This window comes from Kribbella sp. NPDC051137, from assembly GCF_040682535.1.
GTDB classification, from domain to species: Bacteria; Actinomycetota; Actinomycetes; order Propionibacteriales; family Kribbellaceae; genus Kribbella; species Kribbella karoonensis.
Genome location: NZ_JBFBBI010000003.1, coordinates 47,327 through 74,326, shown reverse-complemented (window position 1 = coordinate 74,326; position 27,000 = coordinate 47,327). Strand labels below are relative to the sequence as shown.

Below are 27,000 nucleotides of genomic sequence, written 5' to 3'. Positions count from 1 at the left end.
GAGTATTAGCTTGCGGGTATCCGATGTCAAGTATTCAGCCAGGCGAACGCCCGGGCCCCCAGTCCGCGCACCGGCAGGGCGGCGAGGGTGCGGTACGTCGGCTCCTCGACGTACTTCGTGAGCAGCCAGGCGAGACCCACCACGCCCACCGTGGCGCCGACGATCTGGGTCAGCCGATCTGCGCCGAGCTCCATCAGCCGGTACGCGATCAGGTAGCCGATCACCTGGTTGAGCAGGTAGAGCGCGAACGAGATCCGCGCCAGGAACTGGATCGGCCGCTTGAACCGCGCGAACACCGTCCATTCCGGGCCGCGGGCGGCCACTGCGACGAGCACCAGCAGTACGCCGATGCCGAGCGAGGACGGCAGGTCCGCGGTGTGCGCGTGCTGGGCGAAGACCGTCGCCACGAGCAAGGCGGCGAGATGCAGGACGCCGATCCGGTGCTTCGACCAGAGCCAGATCGCGATGCCGATCGCGAACAGTTGCAGGCGGTGGATGCCGAGCCCGTTCCACAGCTGGATCACCCAGACGGGGCTGTGGTCGATGCGGCCGTTCCACTGCAGGGCGACCGGCGCGAGGATCATGATCCACAGCATCGTGGTGATCCGCGGTCCGATGCCGCGCGGCCAGAGCAGGGCCGCCGCGGCGAACGCCATCAACTGCAACGGCAGCGTCCAGTACGAGCCGTCGATGAGCTGCACGGTCGGGTCGAACGAGGCGGCCAGCGTCAGGTTGCCCCACAGGTCGTGCCGGGTCGGCAGCGTCCAGTTCCGCGGCCCGAAGAAGAGCAGCAGTGTGTACGTGATCAGCACGGCGGCCAGGTACGGCGGGAGCACCCGGCAGGCGCGGCGCCACAGCCAGCGCGGCGTGGACCCCTTCCGGATCGTCACGCAGACGAAGTACGCGCTGATCACCAGCAGGATGCTGGCGCCGACCTGAAAGGGGTACTTCCCGAGCGGCGCACCGAGCTCAGGGTGCAGGAACGGACCCATGTAGGTCGTGTGGGTGAACATCACGGCGAGCACCGACAGGACGCGCACCACGTCCCAGCTCAGCCTGCGTGCGGTTCTTCCCGGAGGGCGGTCCGGCGTCGTCACAACCACTCCATCTACGCGTCGCTCGTTACCCCCTTGTGACCCTAGGCAGAGCGTGGGGTGGTGATGCAAATCGACCCGGTGATGCCTTCCTCACATCAGCCTGCGGTTTGGAACGTCCGCCGGTAGTCCTGCGGCGGTACGCCGACCACGCGGCGGAAGTGGTGGCGCAGCAGGGCAGCGGTGCCGAAGCCGGACTCGGTGGCGATCTGCTCGATGCCCATCCGGGTCTGTTCGAGCAGGGTGCGGGCGCGGAGGACGCGTTGGGTGGTGACCCACTTGAGAGGGGTTGTGCCGGTCTCGGCGACGAAGCGGCGGGCGAAGGTGCGTTCGGACATCTGGGCGCGCCGGGCCAGCGCGGGCACCGTGTGCTCGACGGCGAGGTTGTCGATCATCCAGTTCAGCACCGGCTGCAGGCTCTCTGCGGAGCACTCCGGCACCGGGACCTCGACGTACTGGCGCTGGCCGCCGTCGCGCTGCGGCGGGACCACCATCCGGCGGGCGATCCGGGTCGCGACTGCGCTGCCGAGTTCGCGCCGGACCAGGTGCAGGCAGGCGTCGATGCCGGCCGCCGTACCGGCGCTGGTGATGATGTTGCCGTCGTCGACGAACAGCACGTCCGGGTCGATCTTCGCGGTCGGGAACTGGTCCATGAACTTGTCGATGTACCGCCAGTGCGTGGTGCAGGGCCGCCCGTCGAGCAGGCCGGCGGCGCCGAGGACGAACGCGCCGGAGCAGACCGTCAGCAGGATCGCGCCGCGCGCCTCGGCCTTCCGGAGCGCCGCCAGGATGCGCTCGTCGTACGCGTGCCGCCACGTGGTCGCCGGGACGCCGATCAGGTCGGCGTCCTCGAGCTCCTCCAGGCCGTACGGCGCGATCACCTGCGAGTGCGTGCTGGTCTCCATCGGGACGCCCGGCGTGGTCGAGCAGACCTTGAAGTCGAACGGCGGTACGCCGTCGTCGGTGCGGTCCAGTCCGAACACCTCGGCGAGGACGCCGAACTCGAACAGGGCGACGTCCTCCATCAGCACGACCGCGATCTTCTGCAGCATGGCAGAATTTTATCGGACTATGTCAATAGTGCCACTGGTGGCAGGATCTGGAAGATAGAATCATTACTGCCATGACCGGATACGTAGTTCTCGTACTTCTCGTACTGGCCGTGATCGCGGCTCTGGAGGTCAGCAACAGGCGCAACTCGACCGGTCCGGCGGCCGGACCGCGAGGCTCCTGGATCGCTGACGACCGCGACGTGGCCCGGACCAAGCTCGACCTGCTCGCGCTCGGCGCGACGGCCAAGCCCTTCACCGCCAGGCCCGCCTCGACCACCGGGACGGTGCACTCCATCCGCACCGCCCGCATCACCCACGGCCGTCACGCGGCCTGAGCACGCCAGCTGGGAGCGGTCGCGTTCGTGACCGCTCGCAGCAACCCTTCGACCGGGCCGTAGTGGAAGCTGCTCAGCCACGCGTGGCTCAGCATCACCTGCAGCACGAAGATCCCGACCGCGAAGCCCACGGTCTCCAACGGCGACACCTGCCCCACCAGCCCGAAGCCGGCCCCGGTGAAGATCAGCAGGGTCGCCACCGATTGGCCGAGGTAGTTCGACAGCGCCATCCGCCCGGCCGGGGCGAGCAGCCGGCGCAGGTCCTCGCCGCGGTCGGAGTGCATGATCCGCAAGAGCGACGCGACGTACGCCGCGGTCAGGAACGGCGCCGTCATCACGCTCATCAGCACCGCCCGGGTGTCACCGTTGCCGCCGGACGCGTAGACGAGCCCGCCGGTGATCCCGATGGCGAAACCGACCAGCTGGATCAGCCGGAGCAGTGCGTCGGATCCGTCGACGTTCTGCAGCAGACGGCGCCGGCCGGCCACCATGCCGACCAAGAACGCAGCCAGGGTGGTCGGGCCTTGCACGGTGAGCAGTGAGAGGCCGTACGTCGGCAACGCGCGGACGTGCTCGCCGATGACGTCGCTGAACGAGCCCGCCAGATTCGCGGCCGTCCCCTGTGCGGCCGCTACTGCTGTGGTCGGGTCCAGCACCGCTGAGGTGTCCAGGAAGAGCGCCGCGATCGCCAGGGTGACGAAGAGGTACGCGTAGATCGCTCCCGCGACCAGGAGCGCCGTACGATCCTTCACCCGCCGCATGGCCACCAAGAGCAGGCCGATGATCGCGTAGACGCTCAAGATGTCGCCCGTGATCAGGAAGATGCCGTGCAGCACCCCGAGCACGAACAGCCCGCCCAGTCGACGCAACATCCGCGGGCGGAACGAGGCGCCCACCCGCTGCGCAGCCTGCATCTGCAACTGGAAGCTGTACCCGAACAGGAACGAGAACAGCAGATAGAACTTCATGTCGACGAAGACCGACGACAGCCACCGCACCGAATGATCCAGCCAGGAGCTGTACGCCGGGTCCTCCGCGACGTGAATCGGATACCCGGACGCCGCGAACGTGATGTTCACGACCAAGATGCCCAGCAGGGCGAACCCCCGCAGCGCATCGACATCCTGAATCCGCGCCCGCTCCAGCACCTGGCCCATGCCACCCAGCACATCAGCGCCGGCCGCCGAAAGCAGTAGCGCTGGATCCTCCTTGAAGGTGGACTTAGCTCTATGGCCGACTACCGAGACGTCAACAGGACCAACTGGGACGAACGGGTCCCGGCGCACGTGGCATCGCCGGACTACCACGTGGCGCAGTTCCTCACGGACCCGGCGTACCTGAGTGGCGTGGTGCGCTTCGACCTGCCGCGGCTCGGTGACGTCAGCGGCCTGCGCGGTGTGCACCTGCAGTGCCACATCGGCACCGACACCGTTTCACTGGCGAGGCTCGGGGCGCGGATGAGTGCGCTGGACTTCTCGGCGCCGGCGATCGAGCACGCGCGGTCGCTGGCCGGGCGGCTCGGGCTGTCGCTGGATGCGCACGTCGCGGACGTCTACGACGCGGTGCGGGTGCTGGGGGCGGCGTCGTACGACTTCGTCTACACCGGCATCGGGGCCTTGTGCTGGCTTCCGGACATCGCGCGCTGGGCCGAGGTGGTCGCCGGGCTGCTGAAGCCGGGCGGGCGACTGTTCGTCCGCGAGGGCCACCCGATGCTGGGGACCCTGGAGCCGGGTGAGCGGTACCTCGACGTGCGTTACCCGTACTTCGAGACCGAAGAACCGAGCGTGGGCGACGCGGGTGGGACGTACGTCGAGACCGACGCCGAGTTCACCAGCACCGCGACGCACGAGTGGAGTCACGGGCTCGGCGAGACGATCACCGCCGTACAGCGGGCCGGGCTGGTGTTCGACTCGCTGGCCGAGCACGACAGCGCGCCCTGGAACGCGCTCCCCGGTCTGATGACCGAGGACGCGACCGGTGAGTGGCGCCTGACGGAGAACCCGCACCGCCTGGCCGCCACCTACACCCTGCAGGCGCACAAACCTACGACGCCCGCCGCTGCTGCACCTTCTGGAAAGCCTGCTTGATCTTGGCCTGGTTCTCCGGCTTGCTCAGTTCGCGCTGGGCGACCTGGACCAGCTTGGCGACCACGGCGCCCTTCACCAACGTCTTCACGAACCCCATCAGGGCCTCCCTACTCGGTTGCCACCGACGCTACCGGCCGTGACAACCCCCCTCCATGGGTGATCCACCGGAACTGTCCCTGGCGTCGGGCACACTAGGGGTATGCCTGAGTTGCCGGAGGTGGAGTCGCTGGCCGTGTTCCTGCGGGAGCGGGCGGTGGGGCATGCGTTCGTGCGGGCGGACATCACCGCGATCAGCGCGCTGAAGACCTACGACCCGCCGATCTCGGCGATGGCCGGGCTGCTGATCGACGACGTGCAGCGGCACGGGAAGTTCCTGGACTTCTCGGCGCAGGGCGTGCACCTGGTGATCCACCTGGCGCGGGCCGGCTGGCTGCGGTGGAAGGAAGAGCAGAACACCGGGCTCGTCCGTCCGGGCAAGGGCCCGATCGCGCTCCGGACCGTGCTGGACGACGGCTCCGGGTTCGACCTGACCGAGGCCGGCACGCAGAAGAAGCTCGCGGTGTACGTCGTGCGCGACCCCGCCGAGGTCCCGGGGATCGCCCGGCTCGGGCCGGACCCGTTCACGCTGTCGCTCGACGACTTCGGCGCGATCCTGAAACGCGAGGGCCGCGTCCAGCTCAAGGGCGTCCTGCGGAACCAGTCCGTGATCGCCGGCATCGGCAACGCCTACTCCGACGAGATCCTGCACGTCGCGAAGATGAGCCCGTTCAAACCGGCGTCGAACCTGTCCGACGACGAGCTCAAGACGCTGTACGACGCGATGCGTGAAACCCTCCAGGACGCCGTCGACCGGTCCGCCGGGCTCGCCGTCCAGGACCTGAAGTCGGAGAAGAAGTCGGGCTTGAGGGTGCACGGCCGGAAGGGCCAGAAGTGTCCGGTGTGCGGCGACGTCGTCCGCGAGGTGAGCTTCGCCGACTCCTCCCTGCAGTACTGCGCGACCTGTCAGACCGGTGGCAAACCACTGGCCGACCGGAGGCTGTCGAAGCTCCTGAAGTAGGTTCCCGCGCATGCGGAAGATCTACGTGGCAGCACACGTCTACATGATTCTGGGCCTCATCAGCGGGCTGTACTACCGCGAACTCACCAAGGCCAAGGACTTCACCGGCGACTCCCAGCTGAGCGTCGTCCACACTCACATTCTCGCGCTGGGCATGCTGTTCTTCCTGATCGTGCTCGCGCTGGAGAAGCTGTTCACGCTGTCGGACGGCAAGCTTTTCACCGCGTTCTTCTGGGTCTACAACGCGGGGCTCGCGCTGACCGTCGGCATGATGCTGCTCCGCGGGACGATGGTCGTGCTCGGCCACCAGCCCGGCGCCGCGCTGGACGGCATCTCCGGGCTGGGGCACGTCACGATCACCCTCGGCCTGATCTTCTTCTTCATCAACCTCGGCAAGTGCCTGCCGGCCAAGGCCGAGACCGAGGCCGGGAAGCTGGAGGAAGCTAAGTAGTCATCTGGTCGAACATCGTCTTCACGTCGGCCGTGTTCGGCGTCGACAGCAAGGTCGGCGTACCGCTCGTCGTCCGGCGTGAGGTCACCGCGAACACGTACCCGAGGTTCGCGTCGATCCGGTCCTTCAGCCACGGCCCGCCGCTCGCGCCGCCGTTCATCGAACAGGTCAGCGCCGCGTCCGAGGTGCCCCACGCGTACGTGGTGCCGTCGCAGTAGTACGGCACCTCGCCGTTGTACGGCGCCTCGGCCGGCCAGCCCCAGATCCGGGTGCCGGCCTGGCTCTGGCCGTTCCCCCAGACCAGCCCGTTCCCGCCGACCGCGTCGATCAGGTTCGCGCCGTTGCGCTGCTGCAGCGTGACGAACGCCTGGTCGTGGGTGAAGTCGCTGTTGCTGATCCAGGAGTTGAACGTCCGCGCCTGGCTCCAGTTCCACAGGCCGTACCCGGACTGGCCGTTGTAGTACGCCGGCGCGAACACGATGTTCGAGTGCCAGCCGCCGCCCTGGCCGCTGTGCACGCAGTGTCCAGCGGTGATGATCAGGTTCTTGTAGCTGTTGTTGATCGTCGACGCCGAGCACACGTAGTTGAGCCCGTTGTCGGTGAAGAACAGCTTGCCTGCCGTGCTCGGTACGACGTCGTTCGCGAGCTTGTACCCGGCCCGCGGCGCCACCGGTCTGGACGCGACACCGCTCGAAGTCCCTTGTTTTGCAGGACTTGCGGTTCCCGTCGGAAGATCGGCAGGGATCGCGTTCCGCATCTTCTCCGCGGTCCAGTACCCGGTCGCGTCGAGCGCACCGGCCGGGGCCTTGGCGGGAAGGGCGGGCGCGCGTACGGCAGTGGTCGCGTCACCGGCCGGTACGGCGGTCGCCGGGGTGACGGTGGCGCCGGTGACGAGCAGGATCCCGGCGGCGAGCAGGCGGACGGAATTTCTGGATACCTTCGTGGGCATGCGTGACTCCTCGATCGGGGCGGTAGATCGATCACTGCCAGTAGAGGGGAAGCGCTCTCAGAATGCAAGCGGTCACAGGTGGACGACGTACGGTGAGGATGCCGAGCGGCGCCCCGCGTCGAGCCTCGCGCGCAGTTCGTGCTTGCCGGTCCCGGTGACCTGTACGGCCCAGCCGATCGACTGTCCGGGCTCGAGCCCGTCGAACCGCCACACCTGCGCGGACGCCGACCAGCCCGACGGCAGCGGAAGCTCCACCTCGCCGCGGGCCGGCGTACGGCCGAAGTTCGTCACGACCACCGTCAGCTCGCCGCGGCCCGGGTGGATCGACGCCAGCGCCGTGCCGACCGGCGCGACCAGGATCCGGCGTACACCGGTCGGTACGGCCAGCGGTACGACGCGGCGCTCCGGCATCGGGAACGGGCCGATCGTCGTCCGGGTGAGCTGGTGACCGGTGACGCCGTACCGGCGGCCGGCGAGCCGGATCTGGTGCGGTCTGTCCGGTTCGATCATGCCGAAGAACCGGATCGCGACGTCGGCCGCGCGCCGGGCCACCAGGTGTGCGGTCGGGCCGGCCGGGGTCAGGTCCCAGACGCCGTCGGCGTTCGCGGTGACCGTGTCCTCCGGGACGATCCGCAGCTTCCCGGCCAACGCGACCCGGACGACCGGCGGATCACCGGCTTCGGGCAGCCGGACCACCAGGTCGTCGCCGTCCCGGCGCCAGGTCAGCGCCCGCCCGCTGTGGTCCTCGACGACGTGCCGCGGCGTGGTCGCCAGTCCCGGCAGCCGTACTTCGTGGTCCGGGGGACGGCAGGCGATCCGGAGCAGCAACAGCTCGCGGCTCCGCAGGATCGCCTCACCCCACGGTTGCGGTGCGAACTCCCCCGGGATCCCCTGAATCAGCGCCACCCGCGACCTCCCTGCGCCTACGGTCCTGGATCCACCCTCCGGGGTCAACGTTTTATCCGGTCCAGGCCGGCAACCGCCGTACGGCACCGGCCGTGACGCGGCGCCTACCGGGTGTCTGACATGCTGGGTGCATGTTCCGGAACCAGGAGATCCCCTCGGTCGTGGTGAGCGAGCTCGACGACGCGCTGCTGGCGGAGGCGTTCGTCCTCGACGTCCGCGAGCCGGACGAGTGGGACCGCGGCCACATCGAGGGCGCCACGCACATCCCGCTCGGCGAGCTCCAGGAGCGGGTCGGCGAGGTGCCGCTGGACCAGAAGGTGCTCTGCGTCTGCGCGGTCGGCGGCCGTTCCGGGATGGCCACCCAGTTCCTGAACCAGGTCGGCCGGGAGGCGATCAACCTGGACGGCGGCATGCACGCCTGGGAAATCTCCGGTCGCCCGGTCAGCACGGACTGACGGACTGACGGACTGAGAAGAAAACCTTCCGCACGGTGACCGCAGGGGTTAGTTTGTCACCGGTCGGTCGATCGGCGTACACCTGCGGCTCATAAGGCGGTAGCGCGCGCGGCGTCGGATGACCGCGTCCGTCCACCGTGGGGAGGCTCCTGTGTCGCTCATCCGTCCCTTGACCACAGCGATCGGCGTGGGTGGGCTGTTGGCCGGCGTGCTGGTCAGTCCGGCGGTCGGTCAGCCCGCGGGGATCCCGGACGCCGCGATCGCCGAGAACGGCGTCCTGACGTCGCGGTCCGACAGCCCGGTCGCGCCCGGGGCGAACTACACGTCGTTCGAGCGGCTGGACCCGAAGGGCTGGCAGCGCGGCGACATCCTCGACACCGACCTGAGCAAGCACGGCGTGACCGTCGACCTGGTGAACACCGGGAAGATCTCCGGCACGCAGCCGCTCAGCCGGCAGCTGGCCGGCCGGGGCGCGATCGCGGGTGTGAACGGCGACTTCTTCGACATCAACGACACGAACGCGCCGCTCGGCGTCGGGGTCGAGTCCGGCAAGCTGGTGAACGCGCCGGCCGCCGGGCACAACGACACCGCGGTGATCGGCAAGGACGGGCTCGGCAAGATCGCCCAGCTGTTCCTGCAGGGCACCGCTACCGATGGGCCGACCAAGCTCGAGCTGACCAACCTGAACTCGCCGGCCGTGAACTCCGGCGGGATCGGCCTCTACACCCCGGAGTGGGGCGACGCGGCCCGGACCCGGACCGTCGACGGCCTGCCGACCGTCCGCGAGGTGATCCTTCGCGACGGAGTGGTCGCCTCTTCCGCCACCACTCCGGCCACCACCCCGCTGGCGGCGAACGAGCAGGCGCTGATCGGTCGCGAGGCCGGTGCCGACGCGCTGACCGCGCTGCATGTCGGCGACAAGGTCGACATCGCGTACGGCCTCCGCCCGGACGCCGCCGACGTCGCGGCCGCGGTCAGCGGCAACTACCAGCTCGCGAAGGACGGCAAGGTCCCGGCCGACGTACCGGACGCCGACCTGGCGCCGCGGACCGCGATCGGGTTCGACGCCGACGGCAGCCGGATGATCCTGCTGACCGTCGACGGCCGGGCGACGGGTTCGCGCGGTCTGTCGCTGAAGGAAATGGGCCAGCTGATGATCAGCCTCGGTGCTGACGACGCGCTCAACCTGGACGGCGGCGGCTCCTCGACGATGCTCGCCCGCACGCCGGGCAAGGCCGCGCCGGACGTCGTCAACGACCCGTCCGACGGCAACGAGCGGCTGATCCCCAACGGTCTCGGCCTGCTGCCGGTCAAGGGCAGCGGCCGGCTGGACGGCTTCCGCGTCGAGGCGGTCGGCACCTCCTCCGAAGGCCCGGACACCGACATCTCCCGCAGCTCCCGCGTCCTCACCGGCCTCAGTCGGGTCCTGAAGGCGACCGGGTACGACGAGACGTACGCCCCCGCCTCCGGTACGCCGTCCTGGTACGCGGGCAGCAACGTCCGTGTCGACCAGCAGGGCGTGGTGACCGGCCGGCGCGCAGGCGACGTGATCGTCACCGCCACCCGCGGTACGGCGAACGGAAGGTTCCCGATGACTGTCCTCGGCACCCCGGCCCGGCTGGCCCCGTCGACCCGCCAGGTGTCGCTCGCGGACTCGAACGCGAAAGGGTTCTTCGAGGTCGACGGGTACGACGCCGACGGGTTCTCCACCTGGATCGAGCCGCGCGACGTCAAGCTCAGCTACGACGCCACCAAGATCAAGGTAGTTGCGAAGGGCAACGGCTTCGAGGTCGGCGCGCTGGGCGACGACGCCGTGGCCACCGTCGTGACCGCGACGGTCGGCACCCTGAGCACGCAGCTCAGCATCACGGCCGGCCTGACCAGCACTGTCGTCGACAGCCTCGACGACGTGACCAAGTGGGCCGCCAACGCCGTCCCGGCCGGCGCAGCCACCGCTTCCCGGTCCGCGGCCGAAGGACATGACGGCGGCCAGGCGATCGCCCTCGACTACTCGCTGACCGGCAGCACGGCCACGCGGGCGGCGTACCTCTCGCAGACCCCGCAGCAGACGCTGCCCGGCCAGCCGCAGAAGCTCGGCGCCTGGGTGTACGGAGACGGCAAGGGTGCCTGGCTGCGCGCGAACGCGTACGACGCCGCGGGCGGTACGGCGCAGACGCTCAACCTGGCCGCCGCCGTCGACTGGACCGGCTGGAAGTACGTCGAGGCGGACATCCCGCCGGGGCTGACCTACCCGCTGCGGTTCTGGCGGATCTACGTCGTGGAGACCTCGCCGACCCGGCAGTACTCGGGCCGGATCGTGATCGACGACCTGACCGTCCGCAGCGCGCCGCCGGTGACGATGGCCCCGCCGCCGAAGGTGATCGACCCGATGGTGGTCACCGACGGGACCGTGACCACGAGCGGCCGGTGGCGGTTCGCGGTGATGTCGGACGCGCAGTTCACCGCCGACGACCCGAACTCGGACTACGTGAAGCAGGCCCGGCGGACGATCCGCGAGGCGCTGGCGCAGAACCCGGACTTCCTGGTGATCAACGGCGACTTCGTCGACCGCGCGTTCGGCCCGGACATCGCGCTGGCCAAGCAGGTCATCGACGAGGAGGTGGCCGGCAAGGTGCCGGTGCACTACGTGCCGGGCAACCACGAGACGTACGGCCCGGGCGACCTGTCCGAGTGGAAGAAGGTCTTCGGCAACCCGACCAGCACGTTCGACCACAAGGGCACCCGGTTCGTCCTGCGGGACTCGTCGCTCGGCTCGCTCCGGGCCGGCGGGTTCGACCAGATCGCGGACCTGCGCAAGCAGCTGGACGAGGCGGCGCGGGACAAGTCGATCCAGAACGTCGTGGTGTTCGCGCACCACCCGATCGACGACCCGTCGCCGACGCAGAACTCGCAGCTCGGAGATCGCAAGGAAGCCGCGATGATCGTGAAGTGGCTCGCCGACTTCCGCAAGTCGACCGGCAAGGGGGCCGCGTACATGGCCGGGCACGCGGGGACGTTCGCCGCGACCCGCACCGACGGCGTACTGCTCCCGCTGACCGGGAACTCGGGCAAGAGCCCGGCGGCCGCGCCGGACGCCGGCGGCTTCACCGGCTGGGCACTCGTCGGTATCGCCACCTCGGCGAGCCCGTCGAGCAGGCCGTGGTTCCAGGTCGAGATGCGCCCGCACGTCGACGCCCTCGAGCTGACCGCCCCGGCCACGATGCGCCGCAACCAGACCGCCACGGCGGCCGCGACCGTCATCCAGGAAGATCGCCGGGTCCCGGTCTCGTTCCCGGTCTCGGCGGACTGGTGGGGCTCGCAGACGATGTACATCGGTGCCGCGAAGAGCGCGCCGTTCTGGGCGGTCGCGGCGTACGACCCCGCCACCGGGCAGCTGAGCGCCCTGCGTCCGGGCACCGCTGAGCTGGGCGTGACCGTCAACGGCGTCTCCAAGAGCACGACCATCCAGGTCGGTTGGTAGCGTCAGCGGAGTGAACGACGTGGTGCTGCCGCAGCGGCTGCGGGAAGGTGACCGGGTTGCTGTGGTGGCGCCGTCGGGGCGCGTGGACGGCGGGCGGCTTGCGGCCGGCGTGGAGTACATCCGGTCCTGGGGGCTCGACGTCGATGTGATGCCGTCGGTGCTGGCCGGGCACGAGCGGTTCAAGTACCTGGCCGCCGACGACAAGGCCCGGGCCGAGGACCTGCGGAACGCGTGGCTGGACGCGCGGTACGCCGCGGTGCTGTGCGCGCGGGGTGGGTACGGCGTGCAGCGGATGCTGGAGTACGTCGACTTCGACGAGCTGGTCGCCGTACCGAAGTGGTTCGTCGGGTTCAGCGACATCACCGCGTTGCACGAGCCGTTGAACGCCCGGGGGCTCGTGACGATGCACGGGCCGATGGCTGCTGCGGTGGAGCAGTTGGCGGACGACACGGGACGTGAGCGGTTGCGGGCGTTGCTGTTCGAGCCGGAGACGGTCACGGACCTCCTGCGTGGTGCTCGCACTGTCGTCGACGGCGTGGCGGAGGGCCTGCTGCGCGGCGGGAATCTGGCGATGCTGGCGTCCAGCGTCGGTACGCCGACGTACGCGCCGCCGGCCGGGGTCGTCGTACTCGAGGAGGTCAACGAGGAGGCGTACCAGGCGGACCGGCTGCTCACGCAGCTCCTGCGCGCCGGGTGGTTCGACCAGGTGACGGGGCTGGTGATCGGTGACTTCAGCGACGGCGGGGAAGGCCTCGACGACACCATCCGGGAGCGGCTCGAGCCGCTCGGCGTCCCGATGGTGGAAGGCGCGGCGATCGGGCACGAGCCGTTGAACCTCGCCGTACCGCTGGGGCTTCCGGTACGGCTCGATGCAACGGCCGGGACCCTTACGCCAGGTGGTCTCGCAGGAACGTGAACGCCTGCGGGTAGGCGTCCAGGCGGTTCGTGAGCTTCGCCAGGCCGTGGCCCTCGTCCGGGTAGACCAGGAGCTCGCACGGTACGCCGCGCCGCGTCAACGCCTCGGTGATCTGCTCGGCCTCGGACAACGGCACGCGCGGGTCGTTCGCGCCGTGGATGACGAACAGCGGCGCCCGGATGTCGTCGACCCGGCTGAGTGGGCTCGCGAACTCCAGGAACTCCCGGTCAGTGGCCAGGTACCCGTACTCGCGCTCCCGCATCGCCCGGCGGTAGTCCGAGGTGTTCTCCAGGAACGTCACCAGCGAGGCGATTCCGACGATGTCCACGCCGGCCGCCCACAGGTCCGGCTGGAACGCGAGCCCGGCCAGCACCATGTACCCGCCGTACGAGCCGCCCCAGAGCGCGGCCCGCTGCGGGTCGGCGTCGATCGTCGGCAGCCACGCGTTGATCGCGGCCAGGTCCTTCACCGAGTCCAGCCGCAGCTCGCGGTCGTCCAGCGAGTACCAGCGCTTGCCGTAGCCGGCCGAGCCGCGGACGTTCGGTACGACGACCGTGTGCCCCTCCCCGGCCAGCGACGAGATGATCGGGCTCCAGATCCGCATCGCGGCGCCCTCGGGCCCGCCGTGCACGTGGACCACCGTGGAGCCGAGGTCCGGAGCGGTCGGCCGGAACACGAAGACCGGGACCTGCTCGCCGTCGAACGACGGCACCCGCAGGCTCTCCGGATGCTGCAGCTCGACAGGGACGTCGACCGTGTCGATCGCCGTCAGCTCGCCGTTCGGGACGTACCGGTACACCGTCGGCGGGGTGACCGGCGAGTTGTAGGTGATCGCCGCGAACGAGCCGTCCGCCGACCAGATCGGGTCCGGCGTCATCATCGTCAGCGCCGCACAGCCGCCCGCGGGCAGGCCGACCGGCGCGATCAGCTCGCCGTCCTCCAGCCGGTGCAGCGCCAGCGCCACCTCGCCGTCCTCGAGTACGCCGACCAGCTGGTGCACGCCGTCCGGCGACGGCCAGGCGGCGAGGTCCCGCGCGTCGTCCACCAGTACGTCGTTCCACGCCGCGTCGGCCACGTCGTACCGGCGGACAGCCCTGCGGTCGCGGTCGGCGTCGGTGGACACCAGGAACGCGGACGAGTCGGGCAGCCAGGCGACCGGGCCCTGGTCGTTGTGCGCGTCCGCGGGCGTCAGCTCGGTGATCGATCGGCTCGACGTGTCGACCAGCAGCAGCTGAATCGAGTTCGCGGGGCTGCTGGCCTTCGAGAGGACGACCCACTTGTCGTCCGGGGACGGGTCCACCCCCATCACCCAGCCGCCCGCGTCGTACAGCACGGTCTCGGTGCCGCGGGCCAGGTCGCGGGCGATCAGGTCGAAGTCGACGCCGTTGCGGCGGTTCGTGGTGTAGAGGATCCGGCCGGCGCGGGCCGCGACGAGATGGTGGATGTACTCCGCGTCGTGGACCAGTGGCGTCAGCGTCGGGAGACCGTCCTCGGCGAGGTCGAGCAGTGAGAGCTGACCGCGCTCGTCGCCGCCGGTGTCGTGCTCGACGACGACCTGGCTGCTGCCCGGGACGAACCGGGCGCCGCGGCAGGTGTCGCCCAGGTCGGTCAGTGCACGCCAGGTCCCGTCCGGGGCGACCTCGTTGACCTGACGCGTGCCGGTGCCGTCGTACAGCACCAGCATCCGGCCCGAGTCGTCGATGTCGAGAGCCAGCGTGGTGGGCAGCGAGAACAACGTGGTCAGCAGCACTCGGCCATCCTCACACGACGGAGAGGGCGTCCGGCGCCGGCCGCCCTCTCGTCTCCTTGTCAGCGGTCGCCGTGCCAGGAGTGCCAGAGTGCGGCGTAGGCGCCCTGGGCGTCCACGAGCTCGTCGTGGGCGCCCAGTTCGACGATCTTGCCGTCCTCGACGACCGCGATCACGTCGGCGTCGTGGGCGGTGTGGAGTCGGTGCGCGATCGCGACCACGGTCCGGCCCTCCAGAACGGTCGCCAGCGACCGCTCGAGGTGACGGGCCGCGCGCGGGTCCATCAACGAGGTCGCTTCGTCCAGGACCAGCGTGTGCGGGTCAGCCAGCACCAGCCGGGCGAGTGCGACCTGCTGCGCCTGTGCCGGCGTCAGCGAGACCCCGCCGGACCCGACCTCGGTGTCCAAACCGTCGTCGAACCCGGCAACCCAACCGTCGGCGTCCACCGACCGCAGCGCCGCCCACAGGTCCGCGTCCGACGCGTCCTGCCGTGCCAGCCGCAGGTTGTCCCGCACGCTGCCCACGAACACGTGGTGCTCCTGGTTGACCAGGGCAACGTGACTGCGAACCTGCTCCGCCGACATCCGGTCCAGCGCCGCACCGCCCAAGGTGATGTCACCGACGCGCGGCGAGTAGATGCCGGCCAGCAACCGGCCGAGCGTCGACTTGCCCGCACCGGACGGCCCGACCAGTGCGACCCGGGCACCCGGCTGGACGGTCAGCGTTACACCGTGCAGCACGTCGCGACCCTCCAGGTACCCGAACCGTACGTCGTCGGCGAGCACGGTCCGCCCGTCCGGCTCGTCCTCGCCGGTCGGGTCGTCCGTCTCGACCTCCCGGACGCCGACCAGCCGCGCCAGCGAGACCTGCGCGACCTGCAACTCGTCGTACCAGCGGATCATCATGTTGACCGGCTCGACGAGCTGCTGGATGTAGAGCGCACCGGTGGTGAGTGCACCGACCGTCAGCCAGCCCTGGATCGCGAACCCGCCACCGATGACCAGCACCGCGGCCAGCGCGACCGTGTGGGTGATGTTGATGATCGGGAACAGGATCATCCGCAGATAGAGCGTGTACCGCTCCCAGGCGACCCACTGGCCGATCCGGGTGTCGCCGAACTGGATGCGACGGTGCCCGAGCCGGTGCGACTCGACGGTGCGGCCCGCGTCGACCGTCTCAGCCAGCGCCGAGGCGACCGCGGCGTACCCGGCCGCCTCCGACCGGTACGCCGAGGGCGCGCGGCGGAAGTACCACCGGCCGCCGACGACCAGGATCGGCGCCGCGATCACCACAGCTACCGCCAGCGCCGGCGCGGTCACGATCAACGCCCCGATCAGCAGCGCCGCCCAGATGATCGCGATCGTCAGCTGCGGTACGGCGTCCCGCATCGCGTGCGACAGCCGGTCGATGTCGGTGGTGATCCGGGACAGGAGGTCACCCGTACCGGCCCGCTCCAGCACGCCTGGCGGCAGGCCGACCGCGCGGACCAGGAAGTCCTCGCGGAGGTCCGCGAGCATCTCCTCACCGAGCACCGCACCGCGCAGCCGGGTCAGCCGGGTGAACACGGTCTGGACCGCGAGCGCGATCACGAACCCGATCACGACGGACGGCAGCTTGACGTCGGTGCGGCCCTCGGACAGCTTCTGCACCACGTTGCCGAGCAGCCACGGACCGACCATGCCGCTCAGCGCCGCCACCGCGTTTACCACGGTCAGCCACAGGAACTGCCGACGGTGCCTGCGGAACAGCGTCTTGATGTACGCGCGGACCGTCGTGCCCTGCGCCACCGGGAGCCGCACTACCTCTTGCGGGGCTGCCGGGTCGTAGTCAGGGCGCTTCACACGGACTCCTCGAACGTCGCTTCTTCTTCACGGGTGACGACCGCGCGGTACTGCACATTGCTCTGCAGCAGCTCGTGGTGCGTACCGACCGCGGCCACCCGGCCGTCCGGCACGAACACCACCCGCTCCGCGCGGTCCAGCATCAGCGGGCTCGACGTGAACACCACCGTGGTCCGGCCGTGGCGCAGCAACTGCAGGCCGTCGGCGATCCGGGCCTCGGTGTGCGCGTCGACCGCACTGGTCGGCTCGTCGAGCACTAGCACCTGCGGGTCGACGTACAGCGACCGCGCCAGCGCCACGCGCTGCCGCTGACCGCCGGACAGGGACCTGCCCCGCTCGGTCAGCACCGCGTTCATCGCGTCGGTCTCACCCGCCGGCAGCGTCTGCCGCAGGACGTCGAGGATGTCCTCGCACTGCGCCGCGTCCAGCGCGGTCTCCGCGGAGACCGCACCACTGGCCGGTACGTCGAACAGGTCGCGGACCGTCCCCGACAACAGCACGGGGTCCTTATCCTGCACGAGCACGACCGTTCGCGCCGAGTCCAGCGGCAGGTCGTCCAGCGCGACACCGTCGAGCTGCACGGAGGCCTCGTCGGTCGCCGTCGGGCTGTGACCGCCCAGCCGGTCGGCCAGCAGACCGCCGGCGTCCGGGTCGCCGCTGACGACCGCGGTGAAGCTTCCGGCCGGGACGTGCAGGCCGGTCACCGGGTCGAGGAGGTCGCCCACCGGCAGCTGCGCCTCGGCCGTGGCCTTCGTCTCGTCGGTCCGCTGCAGCGACAGCACCCGCGCCGCCCGGCGGGCCGACACCTTCGAGAAGATGAACGCGCTCGCGGTCTCCTCGAACGTGTGCAGCGGCACCAGCATGAACGTGATGAAGCCGTACGTCGTGACCAGCTCGCCGACCGAGATGTGGCCGGACGTCACCAGCCGGACGCCCATCCACACCACGACGACCAGGAACAGCCCGAAGAACAGCACCTGCAGCGCGGCGATCAGCGACCACATCCGGGCGCTGCGCACCGCGCTCGTCCGGTACTCCTGCGAGGCGGCGCGGTACCGCTCCAGGAACAGCTGCTCACCGCCGATGCCGCGCAGCACGCGCAGCCCGGCGACAGTGTCGGCGGCGAGCTCGGTGGCCCGGCCGCCCTTGGCCCGCTGCTCGTCCGCACGGCGCTCCGCGGGACCCATCAGCGGGACGATCGAGAACGCCAGCACCGGGACGGCGACGGCGACCACCAGCCCGAGCCGGGGTTCGTACAGCAGCAGACCGATGACGACCGCGAAGCAGGTCAGCAGTGCGGCCACGAACCGGCCGAGCACCTCGACGAACCAGCCGATCTTCTCGACGTCGCCGCTGCTCACCTGCACGACCTCGCCGGCGGCGATCCGCCGGGTGAGCAGCGAGCCGAGCTCCGCGGCCTTGCGGAACAGCAGCTGCTGCAGGCGGGACGCCGTACTGATCCAGTTGGTCACGACGGCCCGGTGGAAGAAGGAGTCGGCGCCGGCCTTGGCCGCACCGAAGGCGAGCAGCAGCCCGCCGGACAGGATCAGCTTGGGCCAGGACAGGTCGATGGCCGCCTGTACGGCGAGCCCGACCGCGACCGGCGCGGCGGCGATCCCGCCGAAGTACACCAGCCCCCAGAACACGGCGAGCAACTGCCCGCGGAGCTGCTGATGCTCCAGCCAGATGATGAGTCGGAGGCCGGACCGGGTATCGGGCACACCCGGATCGGCGAACGGAATGAGGCGCAACGACATGACGTCTCGCAATGAGGCATAGAAGGGTTGAAAAGAGAGGCCTGACCAGGCGAATGGATCAAGCCTAGGTGCCGCCGCCGACAGCCCGTCAAACTCTTTTCATCCCGGGTCCGGATCGGTGCCGGATCGGGCCAGCCCGACCGCCACGCCGGCCTGGAACCTCGTCTCCGCGTGCAGGCTGTTCTGGACCCGCTGGATCCGCCGGCCGACGGTTCGCAGACTGATCCCGAGCTGCCGCGCGATCGCCTGGTCGGTCATCCCCGCCGACAGCAGCGCGACCAGGACCCGGTCCTCGGCGTCGGCCGTCCCGGCGGTCTCCCCGGCGGTCAGCGTGAGCGGTAGCGCCGAGGCCCAGACCCGTTCGAACAAAGCGATCAGGGCGTCCAGGAGAGCACTCGGCCGGACCACCAGGAGCCCCTCGTCGGTACGTGTACCGGTGACCGCCGGCAACGTCGCGATCCGGTCGTCATAGATCGCCAGCCGCATCGGTACGTCCCCGGTCACCCGGGCCTGCTCGCCGACCGACAGGGTCACCAGCAGCGTGTCCAGTCCCTGCTCGTCCACCGCCGCCCGGCTGTACACGATCCGGTGTGCGACCCCGTGCTGTATCGCCGCGGCCACCGGCTGTGCGTCCTCGACTGAGATCGGTTTCACATAAGGCGGCGTCTCAAATGCCCGTACTTCGGAACGGGTCGCCCGATGGATCGCGAGCAGGTAGTCGTGCGCCTGAGACCCGGCCACCAACTCGACGGGTGCCGGCCGGGCGCCGTACGGCGTAGTGCTGTGCAGCCGCTCCAGCTCCCGCACCCGGGCCGCGGCCCGATCCAGCTCGAGCTGCCGGTCGTCGATCAGGCCCTGCAACGCAAGAGCCGGCGGTACGGCGCTGTACCGGCCGCCGTCCACCCTCAACAGCCCGTCGGCGACCAGTGCGCCCAGGTCGGCGCCGGCGATGTCCTGAGCGAGCTCCGCGGCCGTACGCCCCGGGTGCGTCAGCACGTGCTCGTACGCCCGTTCCTGCTCCGCGTCGATCCCCAGGCGCTCCAGCACCGGCTCAGCGTATGACCGATCTCAGTCATTGGCCTAGACAGGTCGCGGAGACTGCTTTACACCGCTCACGCGCCATCTGATGCTCCTGGGAAATCGATATCGCAGGAGCCGCCCATGTCACGCTCAGCCCTGGCCGCCGTTCTCGGTACGGCGCTGCTGGTCACCGTCCTGTCTGCCCCGAACCCCACGGCCGCCGCACCTCCACCACAGGTGGCTCCGAAGCTGCCGCACGTCATCAAGCCGACGACCGTCACCCTGGTCACCGGCGACAAGGTCACGCTGACCCCTGACGCGGACGGCAGTTCACAGGTCGAGATGCAGCCGGTCGCCCGCCCCAACGGCTACACACCACACCTGCAGATGGTGGAGACCAGCCAGCAGCGCCTGGTCGTCCCGGACGACGCCCTGCCCTACCTCTCGGCGGGTGTGCTCGACCGCAGCCTGTTCGACATCAACTACCTGGTCGCCAACGGGTACGCCGACGACGCGACCTCGCAGCTGCCCGTCATCACCCAGCTGTCCACGGCCGTACCAGCTGCGAAGCTTCGCAGCCAGGCGGACGCAGTACCGGGTCTGAAGCCCACGGTGCAGCTCGACAGCGTGCATGCGACCGCTGCCGACATACCGAAGAGCCAGGCGAGTGCGTTCTGGGGGTCGATCGCGCAGACCGGGCGGCGGGCCTTCGCTCGCAGCGTGGCGCACGTCTGGCTCGACCGGAAGGTGCACGCCACGCTGGACCAGAGCGTGCCGATGATCGGCGCGCCGCAGGCGTGGGCCGCGGGGTACGACGGGAAGGGCGTCAAGGTCGCGATCCTGGACACCGGCCTGGACGCGAACCACCCGGACCTGCAGGGCAAGGTCGTCGAGTCGAAGAACTTCACCACCGATCCGGACACCTCGGACGGCTACGGCCACGGTACGCATGTCGCCTCGATCATCACCGGCTCCGGCGCGGCCTCCGGTGGCAGGTACAAGGGGGTGGCACCGGGCGTCCAGCTGGTGATCGGCAAGGTGCTGAGCAACAAGGGCCTCGGGCAGGACTCCGACATCATCGCCGGGATGGAATGGGCCGCGGCGCAGGGCGCCAAGGTGATCAACATGAGCCTCGGCGGTGAGCCGACCGTCGACGAGGCGGACGACGTCGGCGCCCTCGCGGTCGACCGGATCACCGCCGCCACCGGCGCGCTGTTCGTGGTCGCGGCCGGCAACAACGGCAGTACGTCGACCGTGAGCACGCCCGGCGTCGCCGCGTCCGCGCTGACGGTGGCGTCGGTCGACAAGGGCGACAAGCTCGCGTACTACTCCAGCCGCGGACCGCTGCCGTACCCGGACCGGGTCAGCAAGCCCGACATCGCCGGACCCGGCTCGGCGATCGTCGCCGCCCGCGCCGCCGGCACCAGCCTCGGCGACCCGGTCGACGCGAACTACACCTCACTGTCCGGTACGTCGATGGCCACACCGCACGTCGCCGGAGCCGCGGCGATCCTCGCGCAGGAGCACCCTGACTGGCAGGCCGCCCAGCTCAAGGCCGCGCTGATGAGCAGTAGCAAGGACGACGGGTACTCCGTGTTCGAGCAGGGCGCCGGCCGGGTGGACGTCGCCCGGGCCGTGGCGCAGCAGGTGTACGGCGTGACGGATGGCGTCGACTTCGGCCGGATCGCCGACACCGAGCAGGGCGACGTCGTACGGCCGATCAGCTACCGCAACGACGGCGACTCCGACGTCACGTTGAACCTCGGTAGCTCGCTGTCCTCGGCCAGTGTCCCCGGGCAGGTCGTCGTACCGGCGCACTCGACCGCGAGCGTCGACGTGACCGTCCACGCGAGTCAGTTGCCCGCCGGGTACTCGTCCGGTGCGGTGGTGGCGACCGCGGACAGAGTACAGATCCGGACGGCGGTGGCGCTGAACAGGGCCCGCCTGGGCCACCAGGTGAAGGTACATGTGAACTTCAGCGCGCCGGTGATGTTCGGCGGGCTGATCAGCGCGATCAACCTCGACGATCACACCGCCAAGCTCGTCGTGCAGCGGAACGCGATGATCGCACCGGATCGGATGAGCGGCTCGTTCACGCTCGACCTGGAGCCCGGGCGCTGGGCGATCTTCGTGACGCACGACCGCGAGCTGCCGAACCGGCGGCTGGAGAACGTGATGTTCGCCGAGCCCGAGCTGTCCGTGCAGGGGCCCGTGTCGCTGACGTTCGACGACAAGGACGCGGTGCCGTACCGGCTCGCCACGGACACGCACACGCAGAGCATCGGCGGTGGCGTCGTCGTCTACCGTACGACCGCCGACGGGACCGATCGGCTCACCGTCACGTTGCCGTTCACGAAGTACCGCGACGGCGACTTCTACTTCGCGCCGACCAAGAAGGTCACGGTCGGGGCGTTCTCGCTCAAGTTCAGCGCGACCCGGGCGGTGCCGCCCGTCCAGCTGGCGGTGGACTCGGCCAACGGCCGCGGGCTCAGGATGGACCCCAACTATTGGGACGCCCAACCTCCCGCGGTGCGCTTCGACGGACGCTACCGGAAGCTGCCGCTGATCGACGTCGGCTGGTCGCTGGAGCCGGACGAGCTGGCCAAGGTTCGCGGCAAGCTCGTGCTGATGTCGTTCACCTGGGGTCACGGCGGGTGGGAGTGCGTGCTGCACGACGACGACCTGGCGGCGTTGAAGGCGGCCGGTGCGATCGGCGTACTGAAGGAGTCCGGGAGCTGTGAGCCGTATCCGGTGCCGATGTCGTGGGAGTCTCCGGTCGTGCTGCCGGTCGCGGGCATCGATGCGACCGAGGGCGCGCAGTTACGGGACGCGCTGGCCCGGGGGCCGGTGACGGTGTCGTTGACCGGTACGCCGAACTCGCCGCTCGTGTACCACGTGTCGCAGCTGTCGTCCGGGCGGTTCCCGGACTCGGCGACGTTCCGGGTGCACGACCGCGACCTGGCCCGGGTCAGGACCAGCTACACGCCGGAGTGGCAGCCGACGTCCTACGGCGGCGGTCAGGAGGTCGTCGGCAGCCGGTTCGACGCGGCCGACGAGGCGCACACCTTCTTCACCTGGCCGAACCACCTCGACGCCTACCCGCAGACGCGCGAGGAGCTGTACGGGCCGGTCGGGCCGAAGGTGCAGTGGGTCCGCGCCGCGGGAATGGACACCCACCAGCAGACCCTGGAGGACCGGCGCGCGACGTTGCACCAGGGCCGGAACCCGGACGAGCGGTGGCTGGCCGCGCCGCGCGGGATCGGGCCGTCCGACGTACCGCCGGCCGCGACGAACCTGGGTCACATGGGCTTCTGCTTCGCGTGCCGTGACGGCGACCGGCTCGTCGTCGTACCGGAGTACGCGAACCCGGACCCGCTGGTGAACGCTGTGCTGCTGGTCAACGGCGCACAGGCCAAGCTGTACCGCGACGGGCAGGAGATCCCGGGGTCGACGTACGTCGGGGCTTTCCCGTCCTTCACGCTGCCGCCCGAGCCGGGCCGCTACCGGCTCGTGCTCGACTCGGACCTGAACACCGGTCCGCAGAAGGCCTTCAACCTGTACAAGTACAGCGCGAAGCAGCACACCGAGTGGACCTTCGGGTCGGCACACTCCGGTACGTCGAACATGGGCAACACGACCTGCCTCCAGGGGTACGTCGAGCCCGCCGCCGCGGTGACCTGTGCGCCGCAGCAGTTGCTGTACCTCAGGTACTCCACCCCCACCGACGCCGACAACACCGTGCGCCACGGGGTGGTGCCGCTGAAGATCACGCCGTACTACGAGCGCACTGCCGCCGCGGGCAGCCCGCCGGTGTTCACGTCGGTCAAGGTCACCGCCAGCTACGACGGCGGCAAGACCTGGCAGCCGGTCCTGGGCGCCAACCTGCGGAAGGCGTACCAGGCGCTGCTCGTGCCGCCCCGCGGTACGGCGACCGTGTCGGTGCACGTCGAGGCGACCGACGGGAACGGCAACACCGTCAGGCAGACGATCGACTCGATGGTCGGCGTCCGCTGAGACGATCCGCCGCCCGTGGCCGGTCAAGTTGTTCAACGTTATACATTCGTGGGCGATGAACAACGAGACCGGCCGCGGGCGGCGGCTGCTGGTGCTCGCGATCTGTTGTTCCAGTCTGTTCATCGTCGGGCTGGACTCGACGATCGTGAACCTGGCGTTGCCGGCGATCCGGGCCGAGTTCGGGGCGTCGGTCGCGAAGCTGCAGTGGACGATCGACGCCTACACGCTGGTGCTGGCCAGCCTGCTGATGGTGTCCGGGTCGACCGCGGACCGGGTCGGGCGGCGGCGGACGTTCCAGGCGGGGCTGGTGCTGTTCGGGATCGGGTCGTTGCTGTGCGGGGTGGCGCCGACGATCGACCTGCTGATCCTGTTCCGGGTGCTGCAGGCGGTCGGCGGGTCGATGCTGAACCCGGTGGCGATGTCGATCATCACCAACACCTTCACCGACCCGCGGGAGCGCGCCCAGGCGATCGGGATCTGGGGCGGCGTGGTCGGGCTGAGCATGGCGGTCGGGCCGGTCGTCGGCGGGACCCTCGTGGACGCGGCCGGCTGGCGGTTCATCTTCTGGATCAACGTGCCGGTGGCGGTGGCCGCCGTACTGATGACGGCGTTCTTCGTCCCGGAGTCGCGGGCCGCTGTGCCGCGGCGGATCGACCCGGTCGGGCAGGTGCTCGTCGTACTGCTGCTCGGCGGGCTGACGTACGGGATCATCGAGGGCCGGTCGGCGGGATGGGGGTCGCCGTTGATCGTCGGGTGCTTCGTGGTGTGTGTGGCGGCGTTGGTCTCGCTCGTGTACTACGAGAGCCGACGGGAGGAGCCGCTGCTGGATCCGCGGTTCTTCCGGAGCGCACCGTTCTCCGGGGCGACGCTGATCGCGGTGTGCGGGTTCTCGGCGCTGTCCGGGTTCCTGTTCCTCAACTCGCTGTATCTCCAGTCTGTGCGCGGTTTCACCGCGCTGCACGCCGGCCTGCTGACGTTGCCGATGGCGGCGATGACGGTGGTGTTCGCGCCGATCTCCGGGTGGCTGGTGGGTCACCGTGGTCCGCGCATACCGCTCGTGGTCGCCGGGACGATGCTGGCGACCTCCGGGTTGATCCTGTCGCAGCTGAGCACAACCACGGCCACACTGCACCTGCTGGTGGCCTATCTGGTCTTCGGGCTCGGTTTCGGCATGCTGAACGCACCTATTACCAACGCGGCCGTCTCCGGCATGCCCCGCGCCCAGGCCGGCGTCGCAGCAGCCATCGCTTCCACCAGCCGCCAGGTAGGCGCGTCCCTGGGCGTCGCTGTCGCCGGCACAGTTCTCACCGCCCGCCTGGTCGGTCCTTTCGAGAAGGGCTTCGTCGACGCCGCCCAACTCTGCTGGTTCATCATCGCGGGCTGCGGCGTCCTGGTGCTGGCGTTGGGGCTGATCACCACGAGCGCCTGGGCCCGGCGCACGACCGTCACGGGTGAATCAGCCCCGCGCGGGTGAGGGCCTTGAGGCGGCCTTTCAGGATCTTCTGGCGGCGTTCTTCCTCCGGGAACAGGTCCAGGTAGGTGGGGCCCTTGGCGGCGAGCAGGTCGTCGTCGAGGCGGCGTACGGTGCCGGCCGGGGCGCGGTGGGTCATGGCGGCCTGGACTGCTTCGCTGTCGATGCCGGTCAGCAGGTCCGTGAGCTGCTCCTCGGTCGTCACGCCGAGGCGGTGCAGGATGCCGAGGATCCAGGCGTAGTGCGTGGTCTTCGCGTGCGGCGCGTCCGGGTAGCGGCGGTTCAGGTACGTCGTCAGCGTCGCGGTGGTGAGGTCCAGCGGGGCCTTGTCCGACGCGGTCGCGGCGAGCTCGCGGTACAGCCGGTCGATCTCGGTGAACTCGTTGTCGGCCAGCTCCATCAACGCCGCCGCCAGCAGGAACCTCCGGTCGAACTCGGGCTTGCGGTCCGGCGGGATGTCCAGCTTGTACCGGATGTCGTGCTCGAACTCCGCCCACGCGTGCTGGACCGCCGTACGGACCTGGATCTCCATCACCAGGTTCTTCAGTACGGCGTACTCCGGGAGCTCGCGGCGGTGCTCGTTCAGCCGGACCAGGTAGTGCTTGCTGGCGTACCCGAAGACGCCCTGCGCCCGGGTGTGCGCGCCCATGTCGGTGTGCTCGACGATCTCGAACTCTTCCTCGATCACCTCGCAGACCCGATCCACGGCCTCCACCAGGAACGTGATCACCCGGGCCGCGACCAGGTCGGTGATCTGGTTCAGCGGGTCGTCGTACTTCGGCCGTGCCGGATCGTCCGGATGCGGCTTCGACGCCTTCGCGAGGAACGACTCCGGGTCCTTCGCCCGGGCCGTCGCGCTCAGGTAGTTGATGCCTTCCTCTTCGCCGATCAGTTCGTTGATCAGCGCCTCGAGCTTGCGCGCACCGCCGACGTACTGCTGGTGCACCCGCTCGTACAACGCCCCTGCCTGCGGAGCCCACTCCACCATGGCGGAACCATAGTGGTCTTGGCGTCGCTCATGCTGTCTATCGTTGTCTAGTCATTTCGCTAGAAAGCCGTAGACACTGCGAGCGACACGCCGCTGGTGTTCGATTCGTCAATCTACGGAAAACGCTAGACGGCCTCATACAGTGAAAGCATGGATCCGATCCGGAATCCCTATGCGCCCGGCGCCGGTCAGCGGCCGCCTGAGCTGGCCGGACGCGACACCGAGGTGCGGCAGTTCGAGGTAGTGCTCGAACGGGTCGCGGCAGGCAGACCGGAGCGGAGCCTGGTGCTCAGCGGACTCCGGGGCGTCGGCAAGACGGTCCTGCTCAACACACTCCGCTCGCAGGCGATCAAGCGCGCGTGGGGTACCGGGAAGATCGAGGCCCGCCCGGACCAGAGCATCCGGCTGCCGATCGCGCAGGCGCTGCACACCGCGATGCGCGAGCTCGGCCACCGGCACCGCGACGACGAGAAGGTCGACCAGTTCAGCGCCGTACTCAAGGCCTTTGCCCTGCGTACGGCGGCCAACGACCGGAAGGGGATCCGCTGGCACCCGCCGGTCGACGTGGCCGCGGCGAAGGGCCGGGCCGACTCCGGTGACCTGGAGATGGACCTGATCGAGCTGTTCACGGACGCGGCCGACCTGGCCGGTGACCTGACCGTCGGGGTCGGGCTGTTCATCGACGAGATGCAGGACATCAGCACCGACGACCTGTCCGCGCTGTGTGCGGCCTGCCACGAGATCTCCCAGCAGAGCGCGCCGCTGGTCGTCGTCGGCGCCGGCCTTCCGCATCTGCCCGCCGTACTGTCCGCCAGCAAGTCGTACTCCGAGCGCCTCTTCCGCTACATCCGCGTCGACCGGCTGGCCCGGGACGCCTGCGACCGCGCGCTGATGATCCCGGCCGAGAGCGAAGGCGTGCGGTACGACGAGGAGGCGTTGGACGAGCTGTACGCGCAGACCGACGGCTACCCGTACTTCGTGCAGGCGTTCGCGCACTCCACCTGGGACCACGCGCCGACGTCCCCGATCACGATCAAGGACGTCGCCGTCGCCGCCCCCGAAGCCTCGGCCGAACTGACCGTCGGCTTCTTCGGCTCCCGCTACGAACGCGCGACTCCCGCCGAACGCGAGTACATGCGCGCGATGGCCGAGCTCGGCATCGGCGTCGACGACGGCTCGGTCCCGACCTCCGAGGTCGCCTCCACCCTGAACCGCAAACCCCAGTCCCTCTCCCCGGCCCGCGACGGCCTGATCAAGAAGGGCCTCGTCTTCTCCGCCGAACGCGGCACAGTCGCCTTCACCGTCCCGCACTTCGGAAAATTCCTCCGCACCCGAACGGCTTAACACAACGCCACTTTCATGCCCCCGCAGCAATCGGT

Annotated in this window: 21 protein-coding genes; 10 read left to right on the top strand and 11 right to left on the bottom strand. The window is 69.7% G+C overall.

From position 1 onward, the window contains the following. Positions 1-26: 26 nt before the first annotated feature. Together AB0M51_RS15260 and AB0M51_RS15255 are read right to left on the bottom strand one after the other, a co-directional pair. A complete protein-coding gene (locus tag AB0M51_RS15260; RefSeq protein ID WP_344188870.1) occupies positions 27-1,097 on the bottom strand; it encodes an acyltransferase in 1,071 nt (356 codons plus the stop codon). 95 nt (positions 1,098-1,192) lie between these two features. Further along, the gene (locus AB0M51_RS15255; RefSeq protein WP_344188871.1) at positions 1,193-2,146 is read right to left on the bottom strand and encodes a helix-turn-helix domain-containing protein; all 954 of its coding nucleotides are present in this window, start codon (positions 2,144-2,146) and stop codon (positions 1,193-1,195) included. Positions 2,147-2,217: 71 nt separating this feature from the next. Between AB0M51_RS15255 and AB0M51_RS15250 the strand changes: the two genes are divergently transcribed. Next, complete coding sequence (locus tag AB0M51_RS15250; protein WP_344188872.1) at positions 2,218-2,481, top strand: hypothetical protein; 264 nt, start codon at positions 2,218-2,220, stop codon at positions 2,479-2,481. Here the strand turns inward: AB0M51_RS15250 and AB0M51_RS15245 are convergent. Beyond that, a complete protein-coding gene (locus tag AB0M51_RS15245; protein ID WP_344188873.1) occupies positions 2,469-3,638 on the bottom strand; it encodes a DUF418 domain-containing protein in 1,170 nt (389 codons plus the stop codon). The two genes, AB0M51_RS15250 and AB0M51_RS15245, sit on opposite strands and share 13 nt — an antisense overlap. A 72-nt stretch (positions 3,639-3,710) precedes the next feature. Between AB0M51_RS15245 and AB0M51_RS15240 the strand changes: the two genes are divergently transcribed. Then, complete coding sequence (locus AB0M51_RS15240) at positions 3,711-4,568, top strand: class I SAM-dependent methyltransferase (protein ID WP_344188874.1); 858 nt, start codon at positions 3,711-3,713, stop codon at positions 4,566-4,568. Here AB0M51_RS15240 and AB0M51_RS15235 read toward each other — a convergent pair. Then, positions 4,525-4,665 carry a hypothetical protein gene (locus tag AB0M51_RS15235; protein WP_344188875.1) on the bottom strand — a complete coding sequence of 47 codons (141 nt, stop codon included), beginning with the start codon at positions 4,663-4,665 and terminating at the stop codon, positions 4,525-4,527. The genes AB0M51_RS15240 and AB0M51_RS15235 overlap by 44 nt on opposite strands. Positions 4,666-4,767: 102 nt before the next feature. On the opposite strand from AB0M51_RS15235, the gene AB0M51_RS15230 reads away from it, so the two are divergent. Together AB0M51_RS15230 and AB0M51_RS15225 are read left to right on the top strand one after the other, a co-directional pair. Then, on the top strand, positions 4,768-5,625 hold the full coding sequence (locus AB0M51_RS15230) for a DNA-formamidopyrimidine glycosylase family protein (protein ID WP_344188876.1): 858 nt from the start codon (positions 4,768-4,770) through the stop codon (positions 5,623-5,625). 10 nt (positions 5,626-5,635) lie between these two features. After that, complete coding sequence (locus AB0M51_RS15225; protein WP_344188877.1) at positions 5,636-6,076, top strand: DUF2871 domain-containing protein; 441 nt, start codon at positions 5,636-5,638, stop codon at positions 6,074-6,076. On the opposite strand, the gene AB0M51_RS15220 is transcribed toward AB0M51_RS15225, so the two are convergent. Further along, the gene (locus AB0M51_RS15220) at positions 6,069-7,025 is read right to left on the bottom strand and encodes a hypothetical protein (protein ID WP_344188878.1); all 957 of its coding nucleotides are present in this window, start codon (positions 7,023-7,025) and stop codon (positions 6,069-6,071) included. The genes AB0M51_RS15225 and AB0M51_RS15220 overlap by 8 nt on opposite strands. A gap of 72 nt (positions 7,026-7,097) precedes the next feature. Beyond that, on the bottom strand, positions 7,098-7,931 hold the full coding sequence (locus AB0M51_RS15215) for an NEW3 domain-containing protein (protein WP_344188879.1): 834 nt from the start codon (positions 7,929-7,931) through the stop codon (positions 7,098-7,100). A 131-nt stretch (positions 7,932-8,062) separates the two neighbouring features. Here AB0M51_RS15215 and AB0M51_RS15210 point away from each other — a divergent pair, with 131 nt between their 5' ends. From AB0M51_RS15210 to AB0M51_RS15200, 3 genes are all read left to right on the top strand, one after another. Next, positions 8,063-8,386, top strand: coding sequence for a rhodanese-like domain-containing protein (locus AB0M51_RS15210; RefSeq protein WP_344188880.1), 324 nt, complete (start codon positions 8,063-8,065; stop codon positions 8,384-8,386). 151 nt (positions 8,387-8,537) lie between these two features. Next, on the top strand, positions 8,538-11,867 hold the full coding sequence (locus tag AB0M51_RS15205) for a phosphodiester glycosidase family protein (protein WP_344188881.1): 3,330 nt from the start codon (positions 8,538-8,540) through the stop codon (positions 11,865-11,867). A 10-nt stretch (positions 11,868-11,877) separates the two neighbouring features. Further along, positions 11,878-12,783: an LD-carboxypeptidase gene (locus AB0M51_RS15200; protein ID WP_344188882.1), complete on the top strand. Its 906-nt coding sequence runs from the start codon at positions 11,878-11,880 to the stop codon at positions 12,781-12,783. Here the strand turns inward: AB0M51_RS15200 and AB0M51_RS15195 are convergent. The 4 genes from AB0M51_RS15195 to AB0M51_RS15180 all read right to left on the bottom strand — a co-directional run bounded on the left by AB0M51_RS15195 (position 12,755) and on the right by AB0M51_RS15180 (position 19,175). Beyond that, a complete protein-coding gene (locus AB0M51_RS15195) occupies positions 12,755-14,533 on the bottom strand; it encodes an alpha/beta fold hydrolase (RefSeq protein WP_344188883.1) in 1,779 nt (592 codons plus the stop codon). The two genes, AB0M51_RS15200 and AB0M51_RS15195, sit on opposite strands and share 29 nt — an antisense overlap. A gap of 59 nt (positions 14,534-14,592) precedes the next feature. Continuing rightward, on the bottom strand, positions 14,593-16,371 hold the full coding sequence (locus AB0M51_RS15190; RefSeq protein ID WP_344188884.1) for an ABC transporter ATP-binding protein: 1,779 nt from the start codon (positions 16,369-16,371) through the stop codon (positions 14,593-14,595). Next, positions 16,368-18,128 carry an ABC transporter ATP-binding protein gene (locus AB0M51_RS15185; protein ID WP_344188885.1) on the bottom strand — a complete coding sequence of 587 codons (1,761 nt, stop codon included), beginning with the start codon at positions 18,126-18,128 and terminating at the stop codon, positions 16,368-16,370. The genes AB0M51_RS15190 and AB0M51_RS15185 overlap by 4 nt, the downstream gene beginning before the upstream one ends. Before the next feature lie 99 nt (positions 18,129-18,227). Further along, complete coding sequence (locus AB0M51_RS15180) at positions 18,228-19,175, bottom strand: helix-turn-helix domain-containing protein (RefSeq protein WP_344188886.1); 948 nt, start codon at positions 19,173-19,175, stop codon at positions 18,228-18,230. 114 nt (positions 19,176-19,289) lie between these two features. On the opposite strand from AB0M51_RS15180, the gene AB0M51_RS15175 reads away from it, so the two are divergent. Both AB0M51_RS15175 and AB0M51_RS15170 read left to right on the top strand, forming a co-directional pair. Then, the gene (locus AB0M51_RS15175; protein ID WP_344188887.1) at positions 19,290-23,162 is read left to right on the top strand and encodes a S8 family serine peptidase; all 3,873 of its coding nucleotides are present in this window, start codon (positions 19,290-19,292) and stop codon (positions 23,160-23,162) included. A gap of 55 nt (positions 23,163-23,217) precedes the next feature. Beyond that, entirely contained in the window at positions 23,218-24,636 is a 1,419-nt protein-coding gene (locus AB0M51_RS15170) for a DHA2 family efflux MFS transporter permease subunit (RefSeq protein ID WP_363749483.1), read from the top strand. Here AB0M51_RS15170 and AB0M51_RS15165 read toward each other — a convergent pair. After that, complete coding sequence (locus tag AB0M51_RS15165) at positions 24,608-25,621, bottom strand: (p)ppGpp synthetase (RefSeq protein ID WP_363749482.1); 1,014 nt, start codon at positions 25,619-25,621, stop codon at positions 24,608-24,610. The two genes, AB0M51_RS15170 and AB0M51_RS15165, sit on opposite strands and share 29 nt — an antisense overlap. 150 nt (positions 25,622-25,771) lie before the next feature. Between AB0M51_RS15165 and AB0M51_RS15160 the strand changes: the two genes are divergently transcribed. Further along, positions 25,772-26,965 (top strand): ATP-binding protein, encoded by a 1,194-nt coding sequence (locus AB0M51_RS15160; protein ID WP_344188892.1) that lies wholly within the window; start codon positions 25,772-25,774, stop codon positions 26,963-26,965. Positions 26,966-27,000: the final 35 nt, after the last annotated feature.

What these genes read in the sequence shown, in the direction of transcription:
- AB0M51_RS15255 (WP_344188871.1), bottom strand. Translation starts at nt 2,146, where the DNA reads ATGCTGCAGAAGATCGCGGTCGTGCTGATGGAGGACGTCGCCCTGTTC.
- AB0M51_RS15250 (WP_344188872.1), top strand. Translation starts at nt 2,218, where the DNA reads ATGACCGGATACGTAGTTCTCGTACTTCTCGTACTGGCCGTGATCGCG.
- AB0M51_RS15245 (WP_344188873.1), bottom strand. Translation starts at nt 3,638, where the DNA reads ATGGGCCAGGTGCTGGAGCGGGCGCGGATTCAGGATGTCGATGCGCTG.
- AB0M51_RS15240 (WP_344188874.1), top strand. Translation starts at nt 3,711, where the DNA reads ATGGCCGACTACCGAGACGTCAACAGGACCAACTGGGACGAACGGGTC.
- AB0M51_RS15235 (WP_344188875.1), bottom strand. Translation starts at nt 4,665, where the DNA reads ATGGGGTTCGTGAAGACGTTGGTGAAGGGCGCCGTGGTCGCCAAGCTG.
- AB0M51_RS15230 (WP_344188876.1), top strand. Translation starts at nt 4,768, where the DNA reads ATGCCTGAGTTGCCGGAGGTGGAGTCGCTGGCCGTGTTCCTGCGGGAG.
- AB0M51_RS15225 (WP_344188877.1), top strand. Translation starts at nt 5,636, where the DNA reads ATGCGGAAGATCTACGTGGCAGCACACGTCTACATGATTCTGGGCCTC.
- AB0M51_RS15220 (WP_344188878.1), bottom strand. Translation starts at nt 7,025, where the DNA reads ATGCCCACGAAGGTATCCAGAAATTCCGTCCGCCTGCTCGCCGCCGGG.
- AB0M51_RS15210 (WP_344188880.1), top strand. Translation starts at nt 8,063, where the DNA reads ATGTTCCGGAACCAGGAGATCCCCTCGGTCGTGGTGAGCGAGCTCGAC.
- AB0M51_RS15185 (WP_344188885.1), bottom strand. Translation starts at nt 18,128, where the DNA reads ATGTCGTTGCGCCTCATTCCGTTCGCCGATCCGGGTGTGCCCGATACC.
- AB0M51_RS15175 (WP_344188887.1), top strand. Translation starts at nt 19,290, where the DNA reads ATGTCACGCTCAGCCCTGGCCGCCGTTCTCGGTACGGCGCTGCTGGTC.
- AB0M51_RS15170 (WP_363749483.1), top strand. Translation starts at nt 23,218, where the DNA reads ATGAACAACGAGACCGGCCGCGGGCGGCGGCTGCTGGTGCTCGCGATC.
- AB0M51_RS15165 (WP_363749482.1), bottom strand. Translation starts at nt 25,621, where the DNA reads ATGGTGGAGTGGGCTCCGCAGGCAGGGGCGTTGTACGAGCGGGTGCAC.
- AB0M51_RS15160 (WP_344188892.1), top strand. Translation starts at nt 25,772, where the DNA reads ATGGATCCGATCCGGAATCCCTATGCGCCCGGCGCCGGTCAGCGGCCG.